The 23,667-nt window shown below is 36.6% G+C and carries 35 protein-coding genes; 28 read left to right on the forward strand and 7 right to left on the reverse strand.

Annotated features, from left to right (window positions below):
* The first annotated feature begins 15 nt into the window (after positions 1 to 15).
* The 7 genes from ACUXZJ_RS11405 (at position 16) to ACUXZJ_RS11435 (ending at position 2,497) form a co-directional block, all read left to right on the forward strand.
* Complete coding sequence (locus ACUXZJ_RS11405; protein ID WP_127822262.1) at positions 16 to 348, forward strand: hypothetical protein; 333 nt, start codon at positions 16 to 18, stop codon at positions 346 to 348.
* Positions 345 to 539, forward strand: coding sequence for a hypothetical protein (locus ACUXZJ_RS11410; RefSeq protein ID WP_127821661.1), 195 nt, complete (start codon positions 345 to 347; stop codon positions 537 to 539). Before ACUXZJ_RS11405 ends, ACUXZJ_RS11410 begins: the two co-directional genes overlap by 4 nt.
* Positions 502 to 945 (forward strand): hypothetical protein, encoded by a 444-nt coding sequence (locus tag ACUXZJ_RS11415; protein WP_446195047.1) that lies wholly within the window; start codon positions 502 to 504, stop codon positions 943 to 945. Before ACUXZJ_RS11410 ends, ACUXZJ_RS11415 begins: the two co-directional genes overlap by 38 nt.
* A gap of 18 nt (positions 946 to 963) precedes the next feature.
* The gene (locus tag ACUXZJ_RS11420) at positions 964 to 1,191 is read left to right on the forward strand and encodes a hypothetical protein (RefSeq protein ID WP_088418725.1); all 228 of its coding nucleotides are present in this window, start codon (positions 964 to 966) and stop codon (positions 1,189 to 1,191) included.
* A gap of 13 nt (positions 1,192 to 1,204) precedes the next feature.
* A complete protein-coding gene (locus tag ACUXZJ_RS11425; RefSeq protein WP_088418727.1) occupies positions 1,205 to 1,489 on the forward strand; it encodes a hypothetical protein in 285 nt (94 codons plus the stop codon).
* A gap of 187 nt (positions 1,490 to 1,676) precedes the next feature.
* Complete coding sequence (locus ACUXZJ_RS11430) at positions 1,677 to 1,886, forward strand: hypothetical protein (RefSeq protein WP_088418729.1); 210 nt, start codon at positions 1,677 to 1,679, stop codon at positions 1,884 to 1,886.
* Between the two features lie 59 nt (positions 1,887 to 1,945).
* Complete coding sequence (locus ACUXZJ_RS11435) at positions 1,946 to 2,497, forward strand: hypothetical protein (protein WP_446194962.1); 552 nt, start codon at positions 1,946 to 1,948, stop codon at positions 2,495 to 2,497.
* A 42-nt stretch (positions 2,498 to 2,539) separates the two neighbouring features.
* On the opposite strand, the gene ACUXZJ_RS11440 is transcribed toward ACUXZJ_RS11435, so the two are convergent.
* The 7 genes from ACUXZJ_RS11440 to ACUXZJ_RS11470 form a co-directional block, all read right to left on the reverse strand.
* Positions 2,540 to 3,043: a hypothetical protein gene (locus ACUXZJ_RS11440; RefSeq protein ID WP_088418733.1), complete on the reverse strand. Its 504-nt coding sequence runs from the start codon at positions 3,041 to 3,043 to the stop codon at positions 2,540 to 2,542.
* Positions 3,044 to 3,045: 2 nt separating this feature from the next.
* A complete protein-coding gene (locus ACUXZJ_RS11445; RefSeq protein ID WP_088418735.1) occupies positions 3,046 to 3,597 on the reverse strand; it encodes a hypothetical protein in 552 nt (183 codons plus the stop codon).
* A 132-nt stretch (positions 3,598 to 3,729) separates the two neighbouring features.
* Positions 3,730 to 4,842, reverse strand: a complete 1,113-nt coding sequence (locus ACUXZJ_RS11450; protein WP_163444989.1) for a minor capsid protein — start codon at positions 4,840 to 4,842, stop codon at positions 3,730 to 3,732.
* A gap of 149 nt (positions 4,843 to 4,991) precedes the next feature.
* Positions 4,992 to 6,314, reverse strand: coding sequence for a phage portal protein family protein (locus tag ACUXZJ_RS11455; protein WP_088418739.1), 1,323 nt, complete (start codon positions 6,312 to 6,314; stop codon positions 4,992 to 4,994).
* A 3-nt stretch (positions 6,315 to 6,317) separates the two neighbouring features.
* Positions 6,318 to 6,776 (reverse strand): hypothetical protein, encoded by a 459-nt coding sequence (locus tag ACUXZJ_RS11460; protein WP_446195052.1) that lies wholly within the window; start codon positions 6,774 to 6,776, stop codon positions 6,318 to 6,320.
* 2 nt (positions 6,777 to 6,778) lie between these two features.
* Entirely contained in the window at positions 6,779 to 8,314 is a 1,536-nt protein-coding gene (locus tag ACUXZJ_RS11465) for a hypothetical protein (protein WP_446194971.1), read from the reverse strand.
* Positions 8,307 to 8,747, reverse strand: coding sequence for a DUF1804 family protein (locus ACUXZJ_RS11470; protein ID WP_376777279.1), 441 nt, complete (start codon positions 8,745 to 8,747; stop codon positions 8,307 to 8,309). The genes ACUXZJ_RS11465 and ACUXZJ_RS11470 overlap by 8 nt, the downstream gene beginning before the upstream one ends.
* Before the next feature lie 57 nt (positions 8,748 to 8,804).
* Here ACUXZJ_RS11470 and ACUXZJ_RS11475 point away from each other — a divergent pair, with 57 nt between their 5' ends.
* The 21 genes from ACUXZJ_RS11475 (at position 8,805) to ACUXZJ_RS11575 (ending at position 23,525) form a co-directional block, all read left to right on the forward strand.
* Positions 8,805 to 9,842, forward strand: a complete 1,038-nt coding sequence (locus tag ACUXZJ_RS11475) for a phage protease (protein ID WP_446194973.1) — start codon at positions 8,805 to 8,807, stop codon at positions 9,840 to 9,842.
* A gap of 2 nt (positions 9,843 to 9,844) precedes the next feature.
* Positions 9,845 to 10,801 (forward strand): hypothetical protein, encoded by a 957-nt coding sequence (locus ACUXZJ_RS11480; RefSeq protein WP_446194975.1) that lies wholly within the window; start codon positions 9,845 to 9,847, stop codon positions 10,799 to 10,801.
* Positions 10,802 to 10,863: 62 nt separating this feature from the next.
* Entirely contained in the window at positions 10,864 to 11,148 is a 285-nt protein-coding gene (locus ACUXZJ_RS11485) for a cell wall anchor protein (RefSeq protein WP_088418749.1), read from the forward strand.
* Entirely contained in the window at positions 11,145 to 12,080 is a 936-nt protein-coding gene (locus tag ACUXZJ_RS11490) for a M15 family metallopeptidase (protein WP_446194978.1), read from the forward strand. Before ACUXZJ_RS11485 ends, ACUXZJ_RS11490 begins: the two co-directional genes overlap by 4 nt.
* Before the next feature lie 22 nt (positions 12,081 to 12,102).
* A complete protein-coding gene (locus ACUXZJ_RS11495; RefSeq protein WP_446195053.1) occupies positions 12,103 to 12,489 on the forward strand; it encodes a hypothetical protein in 387 nt (128 codons plus the stop codon).
* Between the two features lie 2 nt (positions 12,490 to 12,491).
* Positions 12,492 to 13,652: a DUF2586 family protein gene (locus tag ACUXZJ_RS11500; RefSeq protein WP_446195055.1), complete on the forward strand. Its 1,161-nt coding sequence runs from the start codon at positions 12,492 to 12,494 to the stop codon at positions 13,650 to 13,652.
* 2 nt (positions 13,653 to 13,654) lie between these two features.
* Positions 13,655 to 14,095 carry a hypothetical protein gene (locus ACUXZJ_RS11505; protein ID WP_376777272.1) on the forward strand — a complete coding sequence of 147 codons (441 nt, stop codon included), beginning with the start codon at positions 13,655 to 13,657 and terminating at the stop codon, positions 14,093 to 14,095.
* A gap of 12 nt (positions 14,096 to 14,107) precedes the next feature.
* A complete protein-coding gene (locus ACUXZJ_RS11510) occupies positions 14,108 to 14,512 on the forward strand; it encodes a hypothetical protein (RefSeq protein ID WP_376777271.1) in 405 nt (134 codons plus the stop codon).
* Between the two features lie 176 nt (positions 14,513 to 14,688).
* A complete protein-coding gene (locus ACUXZJ_RS11515; RefSeq protein WP_446194981.1) occupies positions 14,689 to 16,404 on the forward strand; it encodes a tape measure protein in 1,716 nt (571 codons plus the stop codon).
* A 1-nt stretch (position 16,405) separates the two neighbouring features.
* Positions 16,406 to 17,017 (forward strand): DUF6046 domain-containing protein, encoded by a 612-nt coding sequence (locus ACUXZJ_RS11520; RefSeq protein WP_088418765.1) that lies wholly within the window; start codon positions 16,406 to 16,408, stop codon positions 17,015 to 17,017.
* Positions 17,018 to 17,027: 10 nt separating this feature from the next.
* On the forward strand, positions 17,028 to 17,993 hold the full coding sequence (locus tag ACUXZJ_RS11525; RefSeq protein ID WP_088418767.1) for a hypothetical protein: 966 nt from the start codon (positions 17,028 to 17,030) through the stop codon (positions 17,991 to 17,993).
* Entirely contained in the window at positions 17,990 to 18,505 is a 516-nt protein-coding gene (locus ACUXZJ_RS11530; protein ID WP_446194983.1) for a hypothetical protein, read from the forward strand. Before ACUXZJ_RS11525 ends, ACUXZJ_RS11530 begins: the two co-directional genes overlap by 4 nt.
* A 6-nt stretch (positions 18,506 to 18,511) precedes the next feature.
* Positions 18,512 to 18,811, forward strand: coding sequence for a hypothetical protein (locus tag ACUXZJ_RS11535; protein ID WP_446194985.1), 300 nt, complete (start codon positions 18,512 to 18,514; stop codon positions 18,809 to 18,811).
* Entirely contained in the window at positions 18,795 to 19,091 is a 297-nt protein-coding gene (locus ACUXZJ_RS11540; protein ID WP_446194987.1) for a hypothetical protein, read from the forward strand. Before ACUXZJ_RS11535 ends, ACUXZJ_RS11540 begins: the two co-directional genes overlap by 17 nt.
* The gene (locus ACUXZJ_RS11545; protein WP_446194989.1) at positions 19,091 to 19,933 is read left to right on the forward strand and encodes a nucleotidyltransferase; all 843 of its coding nucleotides are present in this window, start codon (positions 19,091 to 19,093) and stop codon (positions 19,931 to 19,933) included. Before ACUXZJ_RS11540 ends, ACUXZJ_RS11545 begins: the two co-directional genes overlap by 1 nt.
* Complete coding sequence (locus ACUXZJ_RS11550) at positions 19,923 to 20,390, forward strand: hypothetical protein (RefSeq protein ID WP_088418382.1); 468 nt, start codon at positions 19,923 to 19,925, stop codon at positions 20,388 to 20,390. Before ACUXZJ_RS11545 ends, ACUXZJ_RS11550 begins: the two co-directional genes overlap by 11 nt.
* Positions 20,387 to 21,208: a hypothetical protein gene (locus tag ACUXZJ_RS11555; RefSeq protein ID WP_446194991.1), complete on the forward strand. Its 822-nt coding sequence runs from the start codon at positions 20,387 to 20,389 to the stop codon at positions 21,206 to 21,208. The genes ACUXZJ_RS11550 and ACUXZJ_RS11555 overlap by 4 nt, the downstream gene beginning before the upstream one ends.
* Positions 21,205 to 21,549 carry a hypothetical protein gene (locus ACUXZJ_RS11560; RefSeq protein WP_446194992.1) on the forward strand — a complete coding sequence of 115 codons (345 nt, stop codon included), beginning with the start codon at positions 21,205 to 21,207 and terminating at the stop codon, positions 21,547 to 21,549. The genes ACUXZJ_RS11555 and ACUXZJ_RS11560 overlap by 4 nt, the downstream gene beginning before the upstream one ends.
* Before the next feature lie 29 nt (positions 21,550 to 21,578).
* The gene (locus ACUXZJ_RS11565) at positions 21,579 to 22,337 is read left to right on the forward strand and encodes a hypothetical protein (protein WP_446194994.1); all 759 of its coding nucleotides are present in this window, start codon (positions 21,579 to 21,581) and stop codon (positions 22,335 to 22,337) included.
* A gap of 5 nt (positions 22,338 to 22,342) precedes the next feature.
* Positions 22,343 to 22,507, forward strand: coding sequence for a hypothetical protein (locus ACUXZJ_RS11570; RefSeq protein ID WP_163444998.1), 165 nt, complete (start codon positions 22,343 to 22,345; stop codon positions 22,505 to 22,507).
* Positions 22,508 to 22,700: 193 nt separating this feature from the next.
* Positions 22,701 to 23,525: a DNA adenine methylase gene (locus tag ACUXZJ_RS11575; protein ID WP_446194996.1), complete on the forward strand. Its 825-nt coding sequence runs from the start codon at positions 22,701 to 22,703 to the stop codon at positions 23,523 to 23,525.
* Positions 23,526 to 23,667: the final 142 nt, after the last annotated feature.

Consider the following 23,667-nt stretch of genomic DNA (forward strand, 5'->3'; position numbering starts at 1 on the left):
ATAAAAAATAGAAGAATGAAAATACCCATAATAGTCACGCTAGAAACTTTAGCAATAGTTACAATAACTTTACAACCAGTATATAATACAAGAGCACACACAAGGAGAGAAAAGTCAGCCTTATCAATTGCCTTTGATGTCTCTAAAAAAATAGAGAGTAAGACTTTTAGTTTGAAAGGACAACCCTTTGGAAAGAAAGTAACAATATCATTAAAGCATCACGAGGCTGATATGCTAGAACTTTTACTTATTGACCAAATAAAAAATTCCAAAGATGAATTTATCGATGAATTTATCAAAACTAAAATTCAGGGAGTTATAAACCAAATAAATCAAAAATTAGCATGACAAAACCCAATTATATAATCGTTGATGATTTGGACGACGATGCTCAACCAAAAGTTAATTTAAAACTTTGGATTGAAAATCACCTTCCAGAGATAGAAAAAGTAAGACAGGTGTCAGCATTTCACTTGAATAGAATTAACAGAATTTTAAAAGATGACAGAACAACTAATAACCTACACAGTCAAAAGTAAAACTGACGGCTTTATATGGCTGTTTAAATACGATTTAAACGGCATTTTTAAAAGCTTTGAAATATTAGACGGCGAACTATCACCAAAGCAATACCAATGGCTATTTTGTTCGGATCGTTTTCCTGGTAAACAAATAATGATTGAAGCTTGGAGAGAAAAACTAAAAGCCAATTTTGAAATCCTAAAAGCGGATCCAGTAATAGACTTTGAAACCTTCTGGCACACCTATCCAAAAAACGAACTGTCTAAAAAGAAAATCGCCCGTGACCGCTGGGAGAAACTCAAAGACGGTGAAAAAATAAAACTGATGATGAATCTACCCGAATACAAAAAACTAAAGGCTAAAGAAGGTACTGCTTATCCTTATGCGGAAGTTTTTATAAACCAACGTTGGTGGGATAAGTAATTTAAAAATAAAAAAGATATGGCAAAACTAATTTTTAGAACCAAAAAACCAAGAAAAGGCTACGTAGGTCACGAGTCTTTTATGACACATGAAACGGTGAATTTTATTGATAAATTACCACCTTCGGAGACACAAAGTGAAGCTCATAAAGTAGTTCAAGAATCAATGTGGGAACTTATCAAAAAACTGAAAAATATAGGTTACGACGAAACGAGGGTAGGATTTTTTATACATTATTCAGAATAAAAAAAGGCGATATATGGCACAATATTTCATAAAGGTTTCGAGAACCTATACTACAAAAAACAGAATTCAAGAGATTTGCCTGAACGAGTTGAAGGAATTAAACTTCTCCCTGGTGTCAGATTTGGCAACGGCAAAGAAAGTTATAAAAAAACATTTTGAACAAGCCGTAAATAGCTATATGGGAAGAGCCAAGCATCCCGAACTAAAGGAATTTGACAAAGCAGGAAAAGGGGCAATATCTTTCTATATTGAAGATGTCATTTACCTAGATATTTATCCTGTTTTAAATGTGATTTAATATGACTAAAGAACTTTTAAAAATAGAAAAACGTCAGTCATTCTAATGGGATGATGGTGAGAACTATAGTTACCGCAGAAAATTTTTGCACTGATTATATTAACAGAAAGCTACTGATTTTTCAGTAGCTTTTTTTGTGCTTAAAAGTCGCCTTGACCGATATTCTTTTTAGGTCTATTTTTGTAAAATGGCGTACAATAAAAACAATTACTTCAAGCGTGCCCGCTATATCATAGCGGTTTACAATGCGCATAAACATGAAGATGTACCCGACACTAAAATTATAAATCAAATCTTCCCGAAACATAATATTTACCTTTCGTACCGTCAATGGATGAACATCAAAGGGATGAGTGTTCCTAAAGAAAATCCAGCCAATCAACTTAGTTTGTTTTAGTTTTTTTGTTTTTAAGCTCATATTTTAATTACTTTACATTCTAATTAAAACAAATAGTTATGAATATATCTAAAAAATGGACTGTAATTGTGTTAGTAGCCATAGTGTTATTTGCGTTTGGCAAATACAATGAATATCAAAAAGGAAAAAGTAAAAGGGAAGAAACTCAAGAAGAATCAGAAATCAATGTTAATGACAAAGCTATAAAAGGGCTTATGCCAGTTGATATCTATATGAATTTAGAAAAAAAAGGGTATCAAATAACTAAAAATCATTCAGCTGAATATGGTAATATAATTAACTGTAAAAACTCTGATTCAGGTATTGATTATATAGTAGATGTGTATGGAGATAACGAAAATCCAGTTTTAGAAGTGCGCGCTACAGCTAGTCTTAATGGTATGGATTCTGAAAAAAAGATAATTGCTGTTAAACCATTTATTAAATATATATCCAGCATTCCTTATGAAGGAAGCAATCCAAGTAAAATTTCAGATTGGTTAGAAAAGAACTTTGATAATAATGGTGCTTCTATTATAGTTTCAGATGTTAAGTTTACTTTGAATGCTCCGACAAAATTTGTAAGAATGTTGAATATACAAAAAAGTTAATGAATTTTTCAAATCTTAAAAGCCACTATTAAGTGGCTTTTTTTATAGCATAATCTCACCGCTAAAATTAAAAGTTACATTCTTATATTGGTCATCCTCCAAGCTCCAATCCTCGTATGAAGTTGTAAAGGTTAGCTCTCGAGCACGCATTCCTATTTCGTTGTTATTACGGCTTTGGGTATTGGTGTGAGCTAATGGAGTAAAATAGTCCTCATTCCATCCCTGCAGTGCGTTTACTACTTTTTGTTCTATTCGTAAATACTCTAAACCTTTTTCTTTGACCTCTTGAGGTGCTAAATGATGGGTTTGCGAATAGTTGTTAAATAATAACAGTATTGATATTGAAGGTTTCACCAGCTTAATATTTTGCCCCATATACTCCACTGGAGCGGTGGGAAAATCAATAAGCATCGTGGGGAAAATCATACGCCTGTATTCGTCTGAGGCTAATTGTCCTAAGTCTTGGTCTATCCATAATATTTCAGGAACTTCTTGAGTAATTCGTTTTTGAATAGCTAAGAAGATTTTTTCAAAAAATGAATTCATAGTTATTTTAATAAGTTTTTTAAATCTCGTGTAACTTCCCTTTTTATTGCATTGTTTAAAGTTGGACTGTCGTTTTGGTCTATAGGCATAAATTGGCGTTTTTCAATATCTACATTACGAGTATGTGCCTTTACGGTTCTTTCTCCAGTTTTAACCGTTACGCTTCGGGTGCGTTCCGTACCATTACGAGTAAATAAACCCGTTCCTACACGCTCTGTTTTATACGTATTGCGGGTATGTGCTTTTACGCTTACTACTCCCTTGAATCCCTCGTTATGCGTTTTAGCATAAGGCATATTATTTTTAATGGTCGCTTGACCATTCTGTGTTGTAAAGAAAGTTGCCGACCGTAAAGCACCCGTTTTCACAAGTGTAGTGCCTTTACTTTTTTTCCACTTCTTAAAGGTTGCGCCTTGAAACCCCTGAGCTCTAAAATTACCGTTGATAAAACGTAAGGTAAGTTCACCCGCTACACGAGGGAAGGCAACGGAGGCGTATTGTCTGACCTCTCTTGCATTGTTTCTAAGTGCTTGTTCAAATTCTTGCGGTGTCATGTTATCGGTTTTAAAAAAAATGTATATTTGTAGTGTCAAGAGGTCAGAAATGACTATGGTTATAGGAGGTCTAAACAATCTCGGCTATAATCGCCGCCTTGACTAAAAAGCACCTTCTAACGAGGTGCTTTTTTATTTCTTAAAAAGTAACACTCCTTTCCTTGTTCTGTTCAATTCTCCTGTGTTTTGCTCTTTAATGTCATATAGGGTCACTGCTTCCATTTTTTCATTTACAACCAACTTTAATGTAGCTTGTTCATAGTACTTAATGTAAAACCTAGAATTATCATCTAGAGTATTAAACCATATTTCGTCGGGATCTTTTATGATATTAGTGGCTTCTGTTCCATATTCAAAACGATTTTCTTTTTGTTTTTTTAAGATATGTTCTTTAAATAAATCGTACGATTTTCTTTTTTTACCTTCATGTGAAGGAAAAAGGATGTCTTGTCCTAATACATCTCTTAAAATAAAGTCATCGCCTGTGTGCTTTTTTTGTTTATCCCACCAAGCATAATATTCTTGTAAACTTGTTTTTGGGTACTCAGGGAGTTTGTTAGTTTTAATTTGCTCTAATGAACGCAAACCATATTGTTGCCAGCTCAGGTTTTTAACCTCACCATCTACATTTTTAAAATACGGGTGATTGTCATTGAAAATCAATCTACTCAACCCTACATTATTATCAAAAGGCGTGTTTTTAATATGCGGGTTAATTGCTTTAGCGGCTTCAATGGCAGTCATTTTCTTTTCATTATTAACCTTCTTTCCTGGTATAACAGTACACCTGCAGTTGAATGCTAGAGGCGGGTAAATTATTTTCCATACTGGATCCGATTTTAAAGCCGTGAACTTATCCAGTACAGCGTGTTCTGGACGCACTCGGTCATCGCCCACGGTTGAAAACTCTAAATACTCAGTATCTAAAACCGCCCATTTATGCGCCATAATAGCACTTTGTTGTGCTGTGTTAAATTCTGTGTTAAGGAAGCGATCATTAAATAATAATCCCGCATCGGCTATTTTCTTGCGATAAGAAGTATAGCTACGTATTTTACCTTCGTCATCCAGCATAGCATCTCTAAAATGCAATAACTGAGTAAAAGACTTAGCCGCACTAAAAGCAAAAATATTGTGCTGGAGGTGCGCTCCTAAACCCGCCCTTTGGTCGTCGTATTCAAATTGCGTAGCTCCCAAACCTTGATAAACAGCGTCCATTAATATTTCCGCAGTTTTGAAATACATATCTAAGGGTATAGCTTCAATATCTCCCTGAAGTATTTTTTTTGTAATTCGGTCATATATATCATCCCACCCCGATTGGTCAATTAGATCAGGTAATGCTCCACCGCAACAGTCGCACGTGTCACTATATAGTGTATTGATTTGCCCAACTAGTGTTGGGCTTGGTCGAAAAAATCGGCTAATCTATTAAGAAACCCATCCATTAAACGTTTCTTTTTCTTATCCTCTAAGACGTTTTCTTTAGGTTTTTTTTGAGGTTTTTCCTTGCTTTGCTTTTCCACCTCACTGTCCTTATTCTCAGGGAGTATTTCTTTTGCTTGTTTCTCCTGCATTTGTTTTTTTAACTGCAGGTAATTTTTTGGCTTGGGAATACCATAGGTGCTATACCAATAGTCGTCGTCAATGGGTACTTTTTCGCAAACGACTGTATCAATTTCCAAACGTTGTTTAAGTTTGGCTAAATTAAGTTCCAGATCAAATGCAAATTTTCCACCCTCGGGATTAAAACCATACGTTTTTAGAATAGCAAAAAACTTTTTGCTATTAAGGTAGTTCTCTACCATAATAAGGTCGGAGGCGGTTATTTCGTCTTGTTGTTCCCCGTGTTCTTTACTCTGAGCATAACCAGAGCTTTTACTTGACGATGTGGTTTCGGTGTTCCCTAAAATAGCAATTGCCATTTCTTCATTACACGCTCTTTTAAAGGTGTCTTGAAGTTTACCGTCGCCATTACTAGCCTTACCGTCTTTCATTTCAAATTGCGCCTGCTTGGGTAGCATAATAGCCAGTGATGTACCACTTTTAGTAAGTGCTTTTCTTAATTCCTCTTTGGTTAAATTATCGTACGCATCATAATAAGCAATTCGTACAGGTTGCCCGAATATTTCAACATATTGCGCCCAATCCCCCCAATTACCACGTTTGTAAACGGCATACAAGGAGCAAGTTAGTAATAAGCCTAAATTTGTTTTATTACCAATAACCCACACCATAGGCATGTCGTCGTATTTGAAACCATCTGCTTCACTAATACTGTATTGGCTTTTACCTATAATTCCTTTTTCGGGTTTAATGTGTTTGCGTGGAATTTCCTCTAAAGCAAATTCGTCGCCAATTTTAAACTCAACGCCTGAGATCCCCCATAGTTCACTTTCAATAATTTTGGTAATTAAATTGCGACCGTGCAAAGAAGTAATCAGTTTGGTTAAATTCTCATCTTCTTGCCCTTGCGTATTAGTAAACTTAATTTTTTTGTTTACTACCGAATTGATTCTTTTTTCAACGACTCCCTTTAAATAACCATCCATAGAAAGCAGGTCATGGTATAAGTCATACAATTGCACACGGCTTGGGTAATGTATGGCTTCTGCCGTTATTACGGCAGTTTTCAAGTTAGCAATATCTTTACGATTACGATCGGGCGCTACAAACGTTAAATCGTGTATAATGTATTGTTGGTCTTTTTTTTCCATCGTTTAAAATCTGTTAATTCGTTTTTTTTCGGAGTTCCAAAAAACTCCATTTGCCTTTTGGCTTTCGTCTTCTACCGTTTGTGGATTATCAGGTTTTAGTGGCCAGTCAGGAACTATGATACCTTTTTTAATATCCGTGAGCCATCCTGGTTCTTTCTCCGTTCCGACCATCAAAAGCCAATCTTCCCGAAAGAGTTCGATGCTTCCGCTAGGATTTGCCTTTCGGACAATGAAATAGCTAGCAATAACTTTAATAGCCTTTGTTAGCATTTCATCATGAATTATTGGCGGTGTTTGCGCATCACCAAAAAGGGCTTTTAAATCAAATTTAAAAAGGTAGGCTTTAGCAAAGTCCTCCGCTGCTTTAAGTTGTTTTTTTAGTTCGTCACGGTCGCCACGTGAAATTACTGAGAGCACCTCAGTGTACATTTCCGTTTTTAAATCTTCAATAGTCACTAACATAATTAAGCTCTGTGTTTATTTGGTTTTCTTGGAATTGTTTCAATATTGCCCGTTGCTTGTGTGATTTCAATATTTTCAAGAATTTTCACACCTCCTTCCACGGCATCAGGACCATCTATTTTTTTGGCTTTAGGGCTAAAGTTTTTAAACTGTGAAACGAGTCTCTCCATGTGTGGGTTCATCAATTCTTTAATATTAAAAAGCAAGTATCCCAATCGCACGAGTGGCTCTAGTGTTCCCTCAACACGCACGTACTTATTGGGCTTTTTTCGCTCATCTGGTCGAATAGGCAAAACCGTTTGTCTTTCTTGCGAAATTCTATAAATGAGAGGCAAAAGCACTTGTTCATAAAAAGGGTTTTGAAGCTTGTTATTTTCAATATAAACATACACAGGGTCAACCTGTGCATTTTTACAAATCAAATGAGCTTCAAATAAATACTCACAAAATTTTGCGTTTGTCATTTGATCAAGCCAAACTTTATAAATGTAGTAAAACAATCCTTTTTTAGCTAAAATAACCACAGCCTTACTGGATGATTGTTTAAGCTCTGAATCACTTGGAGCGGGGTCAGCATAGATAACCACACCATTACAAGAGCGAAGAGGCGGACATTTTTCAAAAAGAATATTCTTAAACGTATCACCTCCATCCATAGGGTTATTGAAATATTCCTTTTGTGAAGATTCGTGGCTAATAGTATTTAAAACTCGGTCTATGGCTTCTTCGGTGTTCTTTTGAGGCCAGGTACTTTTACCTTCATTGTCTCTAATATTTATCACGTCCCATCTATCGGCTTTTTTACCCATTTCGGTAACGCAACAATAATTAGCAATAATGTTACCGCAAACGATAATTAGTAATCCGTTTGATATTGAACGTGTTGGTATTAAAGCCTGTTCTATCCAGTTTATTTTGTTTTGGATTATTTCAGAATTTCGGCAGTCTTCATCTGTATCGATGTCGTCAATAAGAATTACATCGGGTCTAAAGTTTTCATTCCTTGTACCCCTTGGCGATTGTCCAGCACCCAAGGCACGAAAGGACGCCCCTATTCGCGTTTTAAATTCGCCCGACTCCCAAGAACCTATCTTTTTTTGTTCGCCGTAATCGTTTATAATTCGATTGTTGGATTCAAAAATTACCTTATAGGGCAATAATAGACGTTCGGCATTGTCGTAGGAATTAGAAACTAAAAGGATGTTCTTTTTCTTTTTAGTCATTACCAGATACACAACCTCCATCATAGTACGCCCCGACTTTGACAACTCACGTGCCCAAGAGCGCACCTCGTACCACTCAGCATTTTTTAAAACCCTTTTGGTGGCTTTTATATGAAATTCGGCAGGCTCACTGGTATAGAAATTCGGGAAGTAATATTTAAACCACTCTTCGGGATTAGCCTCTAAGTGTTTGATGCGTTTTAGTTTATCCGAATGCGATTCGGATAAATCTATAGGCGTAGCATTATCCATATTAGCGGAAAACTGCTTCCATAAGTCTAAATACGCTTTATTGCTTATCTTTTTCTTAGCCATGCTTCAATTTGGCAGTTATAAATTCGTCGTAATAATTCTTAAATTTTTTCGCATCTTCAAGGTGTATCTCTTGAATGAATGTTAAAACCTTCATGCCTACCTCGATGTATTCGCCCAGGTTAGTTTCAACTTCTAATTTTTGAATGTTAGAAGTAATCTTACTCATTGTATCAGCTTCTGTATTGGTTGGGATATTATCCCGTGAGGCTACTTTTTCATTAATTGCCTCGAGCTGATTGTACCAATGCGTAAGCTGGTTTTGTTTAGTTGTCAAAAGGCTTTTTCTGAGTTTATCCCAGTTTTCCTCTTCCGCCCACTTGCTCACCGTTTTTTCGGTGACTTTTACACGACTAGCAATTTCCTTATAAGTAATTCTCTCGTTGACGTATAGAATCCGTGCGTACTCCCTCTCTTCTTTCTTCTGAATCCCCATTTTGTTACTCTTTTATAGTGCAAAAATGCCCACAAATTCACCTTTAAAGAAAAAACTATGCAATCCTTACTTGTTAATTTTCAAGGGTTTGCAACTATTCGCAAGTTTGCATCAACAAAAAAACGCAAGGTGGAGAAAGCAAAGAAAATCGATAAGGAATTTTGTCTAACTGACGACTCGGTAAACGTGTACGGTTATAGATGTTTAACCTCTGGTTTACTACTGGATGAAGTAAAAAGAAATCCTATAGGTTTCAAAATGCATAATCGTGACAATGGTATTGTTGTGCGTTGGGAGGACTTTCGTTTAGAAGGTGATAAGGTAATGGCTAAGCCTGTTATAAACTTATCACATCCTGAGGGAGAGCAAACCGTTTCAGAAATTGAAAACGGGTTTTTAAACGCCGCTTCGGTTGGGCGAATTGTCGTCCTAGAAGCCACAAACGCTCCAGAACTACAACTGGAAGGACAAACACAGCCAACGGTTACTAAGTGGTTTCCTCGTGAAATATCCTTAGTGGACATTCCTGGAAATTACAACGCATTAGCAAACCTGTTTGATGAGAATGACAATGCGCTAAACCTTGCAGACTTCACAAATAATTTAGAACCTATGAGTAAAACAGTACTGAACGCCGCACAAATTTTGACGGCACTCAATTTAAGTGATTCCGCTGCGGAAGCGGATGTACTAAATGCGGTAACCAATTTGATTGACACGGCGGCTAAAGTACCGCAGTTAGAAAAAGATTTAAGCGATAAGACTACAGAGCTTAACAGCTTGAAAAGTGCAACCCAAAAGAAAGAGGTTGAGGATTTAATTGCAAAGGGTAAAGCCGATAAAAAACTAACCGTTGAGCTTGCTAATACTTTGTTAGCAGACTACGAGGCTAATCCAAGTGGCTTAAAAAAATTAATCGATGCTTTACCAGCACAAATGTCACTTATGGACAATTTAGATTCAGGTGCAGTACCTGAAAAATTTGCGGGTAAATCGTGGGATGATTTATATGCGAGTAATGAACTTGAAATAGTTAGAACTAAGTACCCTGATTTGTTCGAGAGTTTAAGAAAAGAAAAATTTAAAACCAATTAAATATGGCAAACCCTAAAATTCCACAGGAGTTCTGGAACTCCTATATCGTGGAAAAATTAAGACGTACTAACCCGCATCTAAATTTATGTTTTGATGAATCTGCACATGTAGTAGGTGGAGCGGTTGTGTATATTCCGCAAGCTGGAGCAAAACCCAATGTGGTTAAAAATAGAGGTTTTGGAGCGGCTACGGCAGTTCAACGAGGCGATACCGCTATTAGTTATGTACTTGATGTATTTACAACTGACCCAACCGCAGTATTAACTTCTGAAAAACTAGAAATCAGCTACGAAAAACAGGACAGTGTACTTGCTGACCATACGGACACGTTAGCGGAAACTATTGGTGACGAACTTTTATTCTCATGGGTTAGAGGATTAAAACCTACGGTTGGCGGAGGAGTAACTGTAGAGTATATTCCAACTTCACGAAGATTTGCTACAACTGGTGGATCAACAGCGGTTAATACCGAAGATGGACAAACAGGAAGCCGTAAGGCAATGACTTATAAAGAAGTTCAAGCCGTTAAAGCAAAATTTGACAAAGATAACGTGCCTAAAGATAACCGTTACGCAATGTTGGAAAGTTATATGCAACAAGAGTTTGTGGATAGTTTATCGAGTAATCAAATGGCGGCATTTCAAGCGACAGCTGATTTAGCTAATGGAGTGATTGGGAAATTTGCTGGTTTTACCTTCTTAGAGCGTAGTTCTGTTTTAGCCTTAAAGGCAGATGGTACTTTTAGACTACCAGGAGAAGCACTAGGGGCGACGGATAATCTAGCCAGTTTGTTTTGGCATAAAAACAGCGTGACAAAATCGGTGGGTGATACAAAATTATTTCAAGATTTTGACAACCCATTATACTACGGCGACATTCATTCAGGACTAGTAAAAATGGGAGGTCGTTGCCGTCGTGAAGACTGGAAAGGAATTGCCTTAGTCGTGCAAAGCTCTTAATAGAACATAGAATAGAAACATAAGCAAAAAGGCTTCTTTTTGAAACCTTTTTTAAAGACAACATGGAACAAATTTTTCAACATTCAATTACCGCCTTTTTGTCCTCTTTAATCATGTGGGTGTTTTCAAGGCGAAAAAATTTAGCTGAAGATCGAGGGAAAGAATTGGATAATGCCGTAAAAGCAGTTAAATATTACCGTGAATTATTAGATGACATGGCTAAACGTTTAGCTGAAGCAACAGAGGCATTAATGAAGTTGGAAGAAAAGCACCATGATTTAATGCGTATAAATCAAAGCCTAGTATCAGAATTACAAAAATATAAACAACTTGACGGTAAACTATGATAACATCAACAGCCTGTACAAAGGCATTCGGAAAACCTGATATAGATTTCGAAATAAAATATATGGTAGTATGGAAAGTGCCTGAGGCTATCAGGGTGAAAATACCAGTGTTACCACAAAAAATATACTGCCATAAATTAATGGTAGCACCTTTAGAAAAGGCTTTTAAAAACATCATTGATAGAGAATTAACATCCGAAGTTATTTCGTGGAATGGTTGTTTTTGCATCCGTAGAAAAAGAGGTCAAAGCACTTTATCCATTCACAGCTGGGGATTAGCCGTAGATATAAACGAAAAGGAAAACGCTTTTGGAGCTAAACCAACAATGAGTGCCGCTTTAGTAAAATGTTTTACAGATGCTGGATTTGAATGGGGTGGAAAATGGAGCAAACCCGATGGAATGCATTTTCAATTGTCAAAAATATATAGTATGAAAAATATTAGTTTGTTTAGAGTTGTGTTGTTTGCAATGCTTGTTGGAATGCTGGGAGCTTGTAAAAGTTCCCTAGCTCCAACAGTTACAAGCCAAACGAACGACACTATCATTAAGGTGCAAACCCTTAGAGACACCATTATAAAAACGAAACAAGATAGTAGTTTTTATAAGGCACTACTAGAGTGTCAAAACGGAAAAGTTGTAATTAACAGACCTATCAGCGTTACACCGGGCGAAATATTGAAAATACCAGGAGTAGAATTACAGGATAACTATTTGACTGTAAAATGTAAGATGGAATCGCAAGAAGTGCCTGTTCAACTCAAGGAGAACCACACCCAGCGAATTAAAACCGTTTTGAAAATTAAAACGCAATATGTTCCAAGGGAATTAACGTGGTGGCAAACTACCCAAATTAATATGGGTAGAGTGTTTATAGGACTCGTATTACTCATCTTAATCATAACCTTTTTAAGACTTTTAAAAATTGTTTAAAAATCATTTAAAACAAATTGAAATGAATCAAGATAAAAAAGAATTGGCGCAAGACTATTTTAAGCGTCACGCAGGCAATACTGAATGTTTTATCACAAGTGATAACCGAGTATTTCACACACAAGGGAGTGCGGCAAGTTATGCCAATACGCTAAAGGATGATGCAGTTGACAAATTCACAAGAGGGGAAGAAACTCCTGTATTTGATGATTTAGAAGAGGAAGACGAACAAGAGAATCAATTCAGTGAAGAGGATATTTTAAATTTCGATACAACAAAATCTGAATACCCTGAGATTAAAAAGTTGTTTACTGCTTTGAATTTGGAAGCACCTACGCAGAAAAAACAGGATTTAGTAGAGGCAATCGAAAAGGAAAAACTTAGAATCTTAAACGAGAAAAACCAATAATCATGGCACAAGGAAACGGAACGCCTAAAGTGAACGTAGCGGTCACTAGTGGTAATCTACAGCGTCAAATAGTAGTTTTAGACGGTATTGCTGGAATTGTTGCAACGGCTGAAAAAGCGGTAAACATAGGCGTAATAAAAACCGTTTTCGGCTATGAAGATGCCCTAAAAAAAGGGTACACCCAAGAAGATGAACCTTTTTTACACCGCCAAATCAAGGATTTTTATCAAGAACTAGGCGGAAACCAAGAACTATGGGTTATGGGGGTAGAAGATACCATGACTTTAAACAATATGGTTAATGCCAATAATGTCAATGGAGTAAAAAAACTGTTGACGGTAGCGCAAGGTAGAATCACGCTTTTAGGAGTTTGTCGTAAACCAGCTCCAAGTTACACAATGGTGGCGGGGAAGTTCTTAGATAAGGACGTAGAGGATGCTATTTTAACCAGTAAAACCATTTGCCAATATCAACAATCTATTAACCGACCTATTCGATTATTAATTGAAGGACGAACCAATGATATTGCAAAAACCCCTTTTAATAGTAAAGGGGCGGAGAACAGTTACGTCGGAGTGGTTTTAGGAAATTCATACGGCGACGGTTCGGCTAATGTAGCTACTGCTCTAGCTCGAGCGGTCAAATATCCAGCGCATATCAAGTTAGGAAATGGACAAAACGGAGCTTTAACCTTAACAGATGCCTATATAGGCAACAAACCTCTTGAGCAATTCTATAATGAGGAATTGGATGCGCTAACTGATGCTGGTTATATCATTATGCATCGCCGTGAAGGTTCTGCTGGTTATTATTACTCGGTAGATACAATGGCTGGTGCTGACGACTATCGAATATTAGTACATGGCAGACTGATGGACAAAGCCCAACGAATAGCAACGGCTACCACTAGCGCACTTATTGAAACTTCGGTACGAATGGAGAAAGATGGTAGCATTAACAAAGCCGATGCAACTTATTTAGAGGATTTGGTAAAAGCTCAAATCCGTTCTAAAATGGAGGGGCAAATAAGCAATGTTGACGTACTAGTCCCAACCGATCAAGATTTAATAAACACCAGCACGTTAAGCATGCAAATCAAAATACAACCTTTAGGTTATATGACTTGGATTGCGATAACTATGGGTTTAACTAAAAGCATTTAAGTATGAATATCAATTTAACATCTTCTGAATGCGCTTGGGCGCAATTTGAAATAAAAATCTTAAACCGAAGCATCAAAGGACTGCGTGGTTTTAGTTTAAAAAAGTCAATTGAAAAGGAACATTTGTACGGTGCTGGCGATGAGCCTATAGACATACAAAGCGGGAACAAAAAGTACGAAGGAAGTATAAAAGTACTAGGCTTTGAAGCTGATGCATTAAACAAAGCCGCCTTTTTAGCAGGGTACGATGATATTACCGAAGTATCGCACGAAGCTATTGTTCTAATCTGTTCGTTTAAAAAGCGAATTGCTGACCCTACTAATATTTATACCATTACAGGTGTAGCCTTCACCGAAACGGGAGCGGATTTAGAACAAGGTGCAAAATACAGAGAGGTCACACTCCCTTTCATCGCTATGAATATTGATTACAAACAAATTTAACAACTCATAAAAATGAATAAATCAAATGCAAATCCTTTTCAAGCTCGTAGAGCAAAAGGGGAACAAAAAGTAAAAGAAGAGCCGAAAGTGGTTGAGAATAAAATGGAGGTGTTTATTGAACGTTTCGGACAACCGCAATTGGACGGATGGAAACAAATGTATGGTAATCGCCTGTTAATTTTCTTGAAAGTTGAAAATTATTTAGCAGTTCTTAGACCGCCTACAGCTGAGGATTTGGGTGAGTATCTAATGAGTGTGGGAACTGTAGGAATGAGTAAAGCGGTTTTAATGATTGTAGAAACCTTATGGCTTGATGGAGACTACGAACTTATCCAGGATGAAGACAACTTTATGTTTGTGTTCTTACAAGTAAATAATTTCTTGGAGGGGAAAAAAGGCGAGTTTTTTCGCGCTTAGCCAAAAAGGAAAAGAAGACTGCAAAAAAAACAAAGCAGGTTTAGATTTCCTTATTGTATTTGGGAGTATGCAATTTGGAGCTAATGCTTTAAAAGAATGGGGTTGTGAAACCTTCTTTTACAGAACAGGAATAGCCTTGGAACTTTGGGAAAAAGGTATGAAAACAAAAATTTAAGATGAGTAGTACAGTTGAGTTTGTTGTAAGAATGCGTGATATGATGAGTGGTGGCTTGAATCAATTAGCCACCACCTCACAAAGTGCCTTTTCTCGCATGAATCAACAAGCGCAACAATTCACAGGCAGGAATCGAATTTTAGCCCAAAGTTATTCCGAAATACAAAGGCGAATTCAAGAAGTGGAAACTACGATTCGTAATAGTACATCAGTTTCGCAAATTCGTGAAGCTCGAAGAGAATTGAGCTTATTGCAACGACAGACAAACAATCATAGTTCGGGTATGGGTTCGGGCGGTGATAAAAAAGGGTTAGGAATTGGCGGTATTGCTTTAGGTTCTATGGTTGGTGGTGTAGCCACTCAGGCTATGGGCGCAATTGCGGGGGCAGTTAGTAGCGGTGTAGGTGCTATGATTCAAGGCTCTATGGATAAAGAACAAGCCATTACGGGTTTGAAAACCTTTTTAGGTGAAAAAGGAGCGAATGATGCTTACGCTAATATTAGAAAAGATGCCGCCGTAACTCCTTTTGACACAGCCTCTTTATTAGAAGTTAATAGAGCTCTTATTTCGGCAAAGCTAAATGCTACAGATGCTAGAAAAGACACTATGAACCTAGCCAATGCCGTAGCGGCTGTGGGTGGTGGTAACGATGTTTTATCGAGAATGGCAGCTAATATGCAACAAATAAAAACCGTGGGTAAAGCTACGGCTATGGATATTAAGCAGTTTGGAATGGCGGGAATTAACATTTACGAAATGTTATCCAAGTCCACAGGTAAAAGCATTGCGCAAGTTCGTGAAATGGACGTCTCTTATACTGATTTATCCAAAGCGTTAGAAATGGCTAGAGCTAAAGGCGGTATTTATGCTGGAGCACTCGAAGCACAAGGGCAAACCAAAGCGGTTAAATGGAGTACGTTTAAGGATAACCTTAGTAATGCGGCTACAGATATAGGTGATGCCTTTTCGCCTGTGATGAACAAGCTCCTTGATTTAGCCGTTCGATTTAGTAATAGTATAGCTCCAGCTATACAAAAAGCTCAGCCCTATATTGATATGATGGCTAATGGTGTTGGTAAAGCCGTGGACTGGATTATGAGCCTTGTAAACGGCACCAGTAAATGGTCGGACTGGGTAACGATTGTTCGTGACATTTTCAAAGTAGTTGTTGACCATGCTCAAAATATGCTGGCTAAAATATGGCATATTGTACAAGGTGTAATTGAGTTTATTAAGAAAAGTGAACTATTAAAAGATATATTTCGCTTTTTAGGTTGGTTACTAGAAAAAACATTCGGAATTATTGGTAAAATGGCTGATGCGTTGGTTTGGCTTTGGGATAAACTCATATTGCCCTTTTTTGAAAAAGTTGAGTGGGCTTATAAAATGATTAAAGATTTATGGTCAGACGACGAAAAACATATAAAGGTAACGGCAACCAAAAAACTACTGCTTGCAAAAGCCAAGGATGAACCAATAAAAGACAGCCCTTTAATTACTGGAGGTAAACTAGCTCAAGAAAATTCAAGCTCAGGAAAAAGTGCAGGAGTAACCGTATCAGGTGGAGGTCCTAAAACGATAAATATTTATGTAGAGAAATATGCCGATGGATTGAACTTTTATACAATGAACGCACAGGAAACGGCGGAACAAATATATAAAATTGTTTCTGAATTTTTAGGCAGAACATTAATAGACACAAGTAAGGTAATTTAAAATGAGTAATGTAATAAACTTAGTAGGACTTTATAAAACCTATTTCAACGCAACACCTTTCTCCGTAAATAAAGACGGTGTAAAAGAAAAAAGTGAAGAGGTCAATTATACGGGGCTCAAGCAAAATAATTACGCAAAGGATTTTATTCATTATACAAAAAATCAAATTGCCTTAAATAAGGTTGGTTTATACGGTCGGTCTATTTGGTTTCCTGTCACGTTTTGGAAATCCACAGAGGCGGTTTTGGAAATAGATGCGTGTACAATTAATGTTCAATTGGCTAAAAACATCGTAAAAACGGCAGTAAGTGAGCGCAAGGGTACAGTGAAAGAACAATTTTCAATTGAAGATTACAAATTCACCATTAAAGGTTTTTTGATTGGTAAAGACAGAAAATTTCCTGAGAGTGAAATTTTAGCTTTAAAGGATTTGTTTGAAAGCCAAGAGCCTATTTCATTACACGGCGGTTATCCTGAATTGTTCCTGGATAAAAGTTGCCAGATTGTGATAAATACGCTCGACTTCCCCGAAGTACAAGGCAAAGCACATTGGATTAGACCTTTTAGCCTAACGTGTGAAAGTGATTTTATTGATGATTTAATTTTAGAATAATATGTTTTACATGACCAGCGACATCACCATTGGTGGACTAAAAAAAGTAAAACCTGCCAAGGTAGTTTGGAAAACAGATGTAAATGGATTTATAGACACTTGTACTATAGAACTACCTAGAATTAGTTATCTAAAAAATGATAAAACTAACACCGAGGGGCAAAAAGTAAATGATTATTTAATTCAAGAAAATGACTTTGTTTCAGTTGCTCTAGGCTATGACGGCAGAAATGAAAAAAGATTTGAAGGTTTTGTAAAAAGAGTAAATACAGGGACTCCTTTACAGGTAGAATGCGAAGGTTATAGTTACCAATTGTATGATGTAGTGTTTAGTAAAACCTATGCAAGTACCACGGTAAAAGAGCTTTTAACTGATGTTTGCCAAGGAACGATAATAAAGCTAGCGGATAAGATACCTCATATACCTTTAAGCAACGTTCGTTTTAAAAATGCTGGGGGTTTACAAGTTTTAGAATGGTTGCAAAAGGAATGTAAACTAGCGGTTTATTTCAATTTTAATGAATTATATGTAGGAACAAAGTTTGGTAAGCTACAAAATAAAGTAAAGTTAAAATTAGGCTGGAACACAATAAAAGATGATGATTTTAAACAGCGTAAAATCGATAAAACAACTAAAATAGTTATTAAAGAGAAATCAGGCACGGGTGAAGTAAAAAAAACACCTGCAGACGTTGAAAAATACAGTAACGAAAAAGCCGTAAAAATAAAGCAAGGTTTCCCTGCAGATGTTTTAAAAGACATTGCCAATCGTTTACAAACAAAGAGTAACTATAAGGGATATGAGGGCGGTATTAATTGTTTTTTAGAACCTTATATGATAAAGGGAATGCTCGTGGAAGTTGACGGGTATCGCTACCCTGAAAAGTCAGGTACTTTTTTCATTGAAAGCATTGAGGGGGAATTTTCAAAAAGTGGCGGTAGACAAAATATAAAACTAACATACGTAAGTCCATGACACCCGAAGAGTTTAGAAAAAGGTTTCAAGATTTAGCCTCGCAGTATGGTCCTGCAGTAAGCAATATCGCCAAGGTTAAGGCAATTGACAAGGAAAATTGGATTTGTACCCTTGAAGATGAGGACGGTCAGGAAATACCAGCCGTAAGACTTCGACCTGTACAAAGTAGTAACAAAAGTATTTTGTTGCTCCCATCCATTGGTTCTTATGTGCTTGCGGTTCGTATTGAAGATGATGAAGATTGGTTAGTTATCGCTTGTGATAAACTTGAAAAAGTAGGCATCTACGTAGAAGAAACACTACTAGAGATTGACAAAGAAGGGTTTCTTTTAAAAAAAGAAAACGAAAGTTTAAAAGCAATTCTTAGCGATTTAGTTAGCTATATAAAAGCGATGAGTTTTACAGTAAGCACTACAGGAACTGCAACTGCACAGAGTGGCGCAACGCAAATACTAAATAATTCAGCCGACTTTGAAACTATTGAAACACGACTTAAATCCCTTTTAAAATAAGTTTAAATGATACCTAAGGATATAATGCTAGACGACGATATGGATTTGCTTATTCAAGGTAACGATTTGGTACTTGGAGAAAGCACGCACCAGCATCAAAAAATTTTGATTATGGTGGATAAAGGCGAATTCAAAGAAAATATTACCCGAGGCGTGGGAGCTTTACGATACGCTGAGATGCATAATCCAGAGAGCTTAATGCGTGAGATCAGACAGGAGTTTATAGCCGATGGAATGATAGTAAACTCTTTGAGTTGGAATGATGGAAATTTAGAAATAGACGCTAATTATGATAGTAAAAGTTAAGGTGCTACAGAACTGGTTCGATGTAGCCAGCATTTATACAGGTGATGCCTCTAATGCTTATCCATTGGCATTCTATAACAATTCATCAATTACCGATGACTTACAAAGCGGTCAAGAGGTAGAAATACCTAACACTATAGCAATTAACCAAAAAAACAAAAAATATTTAGAGGCTAGAAACCTTCAACCCGCAACGGGATTGACATTAGAACAAACACAATACGATAAACCACTAGGCATTGGCGAAATGGTTATAAACTCAAGTTTTATAGTACGATAATGGCACGAACTGAAAAAGAAATACACGATCAAATTTTAAACGAATTATATACCAGTTCGGTTTTAGATATACAAGCTCCTTTGAGTTCAGCTAATCTATTTTATCGTTTCACGAGAATTAATGCTGCCGTTATTCAAACTTTTGAAAAATTGATGGATACGCATAAAACCCAAATAGACACCGCAATTTACGAATATAAACCTGGCACAGCAAGATGGTACAGAAATATGGCGTTAGCCTTTCAAATGGGGTTTGATTTATTGCCTGACGACGACCAGTTTAATAACTCAAATGCTACATCTGAACAAATTGAAGCGTCAAAGATTGTGAAGTATTGTTCCATACCCGAGGAAGGCGTGGAAAGTTCAAGACTAATCATCAAAATTGCAGGCGAACAAGGCGATATTTTGCGAAAATTAAGCGATTCCGAACTAGTTAGTTTTACGGATTACATCAAAAAAATACGCTATGCGGGTGTGAAGTTTTTAATCGTGAACAACCCCGCCGATAAACTGCTTTTGCAGATGAAAATTTACGTGAATCCTTTGGTTATAGGTAATGATGGCGTAAACATTCGAACTGGTTCAAAGTCGGTAGAATTAGCTTTAAAGAATTATTTGAAAAGTTTGCCATTTGACGGTGAGTTAATCATAAACGATTTAATTGCTAAGCTTCGGGAGGTTGATGGCGTGGAAAATGTCAACATTTCAAACATTCAAAGTTCGAAGTACAATAATGATACAAGAAGTTATGAAGGTTTCAAAAGTATTAACATTAAAACAATCCCCGAGGCAGGTTATTTCGAGTTAGACAACCAAAGTAGTTTGAATTATGTGGTATGAAGTTGACTTTAAGAAATTAGCAGTATTACTGTTACCAATAGCACTGCGTAAACCCAAAACAATTGCTTTTCTACATTGTTTGGTACAACCAATTGACAGCGTTTACAGGTCCTGGAAATCGAAGCGTGACGACGATTGGTATAAGCTGGCGCATAATGGGCAAGTGTGCAAGCTTGAAGCCGTTTTGAATGACGAATTTGACAAAACACTAAGGCGCATTTATATAGACGACGGAGACTCTTTTCAACAGGAGTACATTTTTACAGACGAAGAGGGCGAAGAAGTTTTTTTAGATGATACGCTTTTTGTCTTTTCCGAAGATGAATACGAAAACACAGGCGTTGACTTTGTAGTGTTTGTGCCGTCGGAATTGGTGGATGCAAACATTCATAAACTAAACTATTTGATAAAATATTACAAACTGGCGGGTAAACGCTACAGAATAGAAAAACTATGAATTATCAAAAAATTAACCAAAGTGGTGGTTTTCCTATCAAAACCCAAACTTTAGAAGATATGCAAACAAGCTGGCAACTTTTAAACAGCTTGGGCGAACTAGCGGGGAATTTTGCCATCTTGAAAGGATGTCAGGAAAGCAATGGTACTGTGAGCGATGGCGTTGTGTATATCAACGGTGAAGTGCTTGACTTTGTTGGAGGTCTGAAAGGACCTACTGTTATAATTACTGAAACAGCTTATAAAAGGGAATTTAAAGACGGTACAAACAAAGATGTTCTATTCGTTCGAAAAGCAATGTTTGGAATTGGGTCAGTTACTTTTAATTGGGCTGATTTCAAACGCCCAAAATCGACCATACAGCTCACGTCGGATTTAAAAACAGTTAATGAAGAGTTGCCTAAAAAAGCTGACAAAACGATAATTCAAAGCTTAATTGATAGAATTATAGAGCTTGAAAAACGTCCAACGTTCAATAATCCTATTAAAAACAAAGGGTACTTCACTTTAGGTGATATTACAGGTGGACAGCCTGTAGGCTCAAACCTTCCTGTCTTTGGGGATTGTGTTTCTGCTGTTGTAGCATCTTATGTCGATGGAGGTAATCATTATATAGATGTAAGCTTTTTGAATCCAATGCCATCAGTTAATTATAAAGTAAACTTAATGGTCGAATCTTTAGGTACTATATCGAATGACGACGACGCTGGAAATCCTGTATTCAAAATCATCGACACCAACAAGTTTAAAGTAGGCTTGTACGAAGCTGCATCAACAGTACAGTCTATTAGAATTCATTTCGAAATCACAGAACTATGACAGCGAAAGAAAACATAAAAAAATGGTTTAAAACAGGTTCGAAACCAACCGAAGAACAATTCAGTGCTACATGGGATTCGTTTTGGCACAAGTCAGAAAAAATCCCAATCAATCAGATTGAAGGAATTACCCAAGTCTATGAAAGCATCAACCAAATCAGTCAGCAAAACCCACGAATTGTACCCGTCGGGCAGTTGCAGATATTTAAAGTAGCACCAAATGCTAATAATAACGTTTTAGAATCGGGCGATTTTGTGGTAGGATTTGTCGAAGAGCATTTTATAAATGCTACCTATTTAGAAGGTGACCCGCAACGGCTTGCCAGTTATGGAATTATTTAAAATATTGAAAACTAAATCTAAAATCTAAAATGAGTAAACAAATTATTAATAAGCCGATTTGCCTTAATAAAGTGGCAAAAGGAAGACTTACCGACAGTTGTCTATTGGTAAGAAGTAAAGATAATATTATAAAAGAAATTGACGTGAAAGATTTGAACTCTTCTAAACAATGGATGTGGCATATCCCTTTAACCTCATACCCCTCAAATATATTTTTCACAAATGTGAAATCTGCGGGTTCTTACCCTGTTCACTCAAAATATATAGGCGTTAATTACTTCCAATTAATGAGTGACTCTCCCTATAATACAGATTTGAATATCAATGCTTTTGAATCAGGTGTTAATCTTTTTATAGGAGACAGTTTATCTGTTGATTTTCTATATGATTCGACGATTAATCCTGTCCCTGAATTTTATAACGACACGTGCTGGCGTATTGCTATTGGACAGACAGGAGTAGAAACTGATTTCACAGGTCTTGACTTTTCTTTAAGCGCAAGCTTTGAAATAGCGAGCAAACGGAATACTGATATCACAAGAATTGACACAGGAATTTTATTTGCTAAAGATGTCATATACAACGTACAAATAACACGAAGCGCACAGGGGTATAACGTTAAAATTTCAGATAAAAAAACAAGCGAAGTTCTTTTTGAAAGCGAGCTAACTACAAACGTTTCAGAACTAAGTGGTTTTTCTGTGTTTCCGTACAACAAAACGGGTTCAAGCCCTTCAGGGTTATTTAAAATGGGTATTGTTCGATTAGGATATTGTCCCTCAAAATAATTTATATGATGAAAGCAATTTTTAAAAACTGGAAAACCACGTCCGCTGGCGTTGTTTCCATCGTGTCAGGAGTTTTGTTGTTTGTTAATGACAAAACAAAAACTATTGAAGCTTTAACAGCGGTATTAGCGGGAATTGGATTAATATTTTCGCAGGATGCCGTAAAGTAAAATTTCCTTTGGAGGAAGGGAATAAAAAAGTCCTCCGCAAAATTAAACATCTCACCTTTTAATTTTAGTGCAAAAACCACACAGCGGAGGACTAAAGTCTTCTGTAGTGTGGTTTTTTATGCTAAAAAGGTGAGTTTGCAAAGACAATCATCAAATTTAATTAAACAATCATCGATCAAAAAAAATCAAAAAAATGAAGAAAGTATTTTCATCCGCTCCGTTACCATTTATGGGGCAAAAACGAAAGTTTTTAAAACAATTCAAACCTGCTTTAAATGTATTTCCAGCCGATGCCATTTATGTAGATATGTTTGGTGGTTCGGGATTATTAAGCCACACAGTTAAGGCTTATTATCCAAATGCCACGGTAGTTTATAACGACTTCGACGGGTATAGCCAGCGACTGGCAAACATCGACAAAACCAACGTTTTGCTTGATGATATTAGGCTAATCTTGGTAAATCATCCAAAAGATAAACTCATTAAAGGAGAGGCACGTGAGCAAGTATTAGAGCGTGTCAAGTCAGAGGAAACCAAAGGCTATGTTGACTATATTACGCTTTCAAGCTCAATTCTTTTTAGTATGAATTACGCCACTTGTTATAAAGAATTTGAAAAATCTACGCTGTACAACTGTGTGCGACAATCCAACTACACCGCAGACGGTTATTTGGATGGAATTGAGGTCGTGCAAATGGATTATAAAGAATTGTTCAAGAAGTATAAGGACAGAAAAAATGTTGTGTTTTTGGTAGACCCGCCATACTTATCAACTGATGCCAGTACATATAAAGACTACTGGAACCTTAGGGATTATTTAGACGTTTTAAACGTGTTGGAAGGCTCAAATTATTTTTATTTCACGTCTAATAAGAGTCAAATCGTTGAGCTTTGTGAGTGGATTGAAACAAAAACGCCAATGAGTAATCCGTTTCACGGTTCGAAAATGGAAACTATGAATACACAAGTGAACAAAGCGAATTATACGGATATAATGTTGTATAAAAAAATAGCATAATGATAATGAGATAAAAAAACAATGGTTTAAATAGAGTTTAAAGTTAATTTAAAAAGGCATTGCGTGATAAGCAATGCCTTTTGTAATTTTGTAAAAAAATGGGCATTTGAATTTGAAAAAATGGGCATTTGAATTTTTTGAT

The sequence above is a fragment of the Flavobacterium sp. TN-1 genome (genome assembly GCF_052828645.1).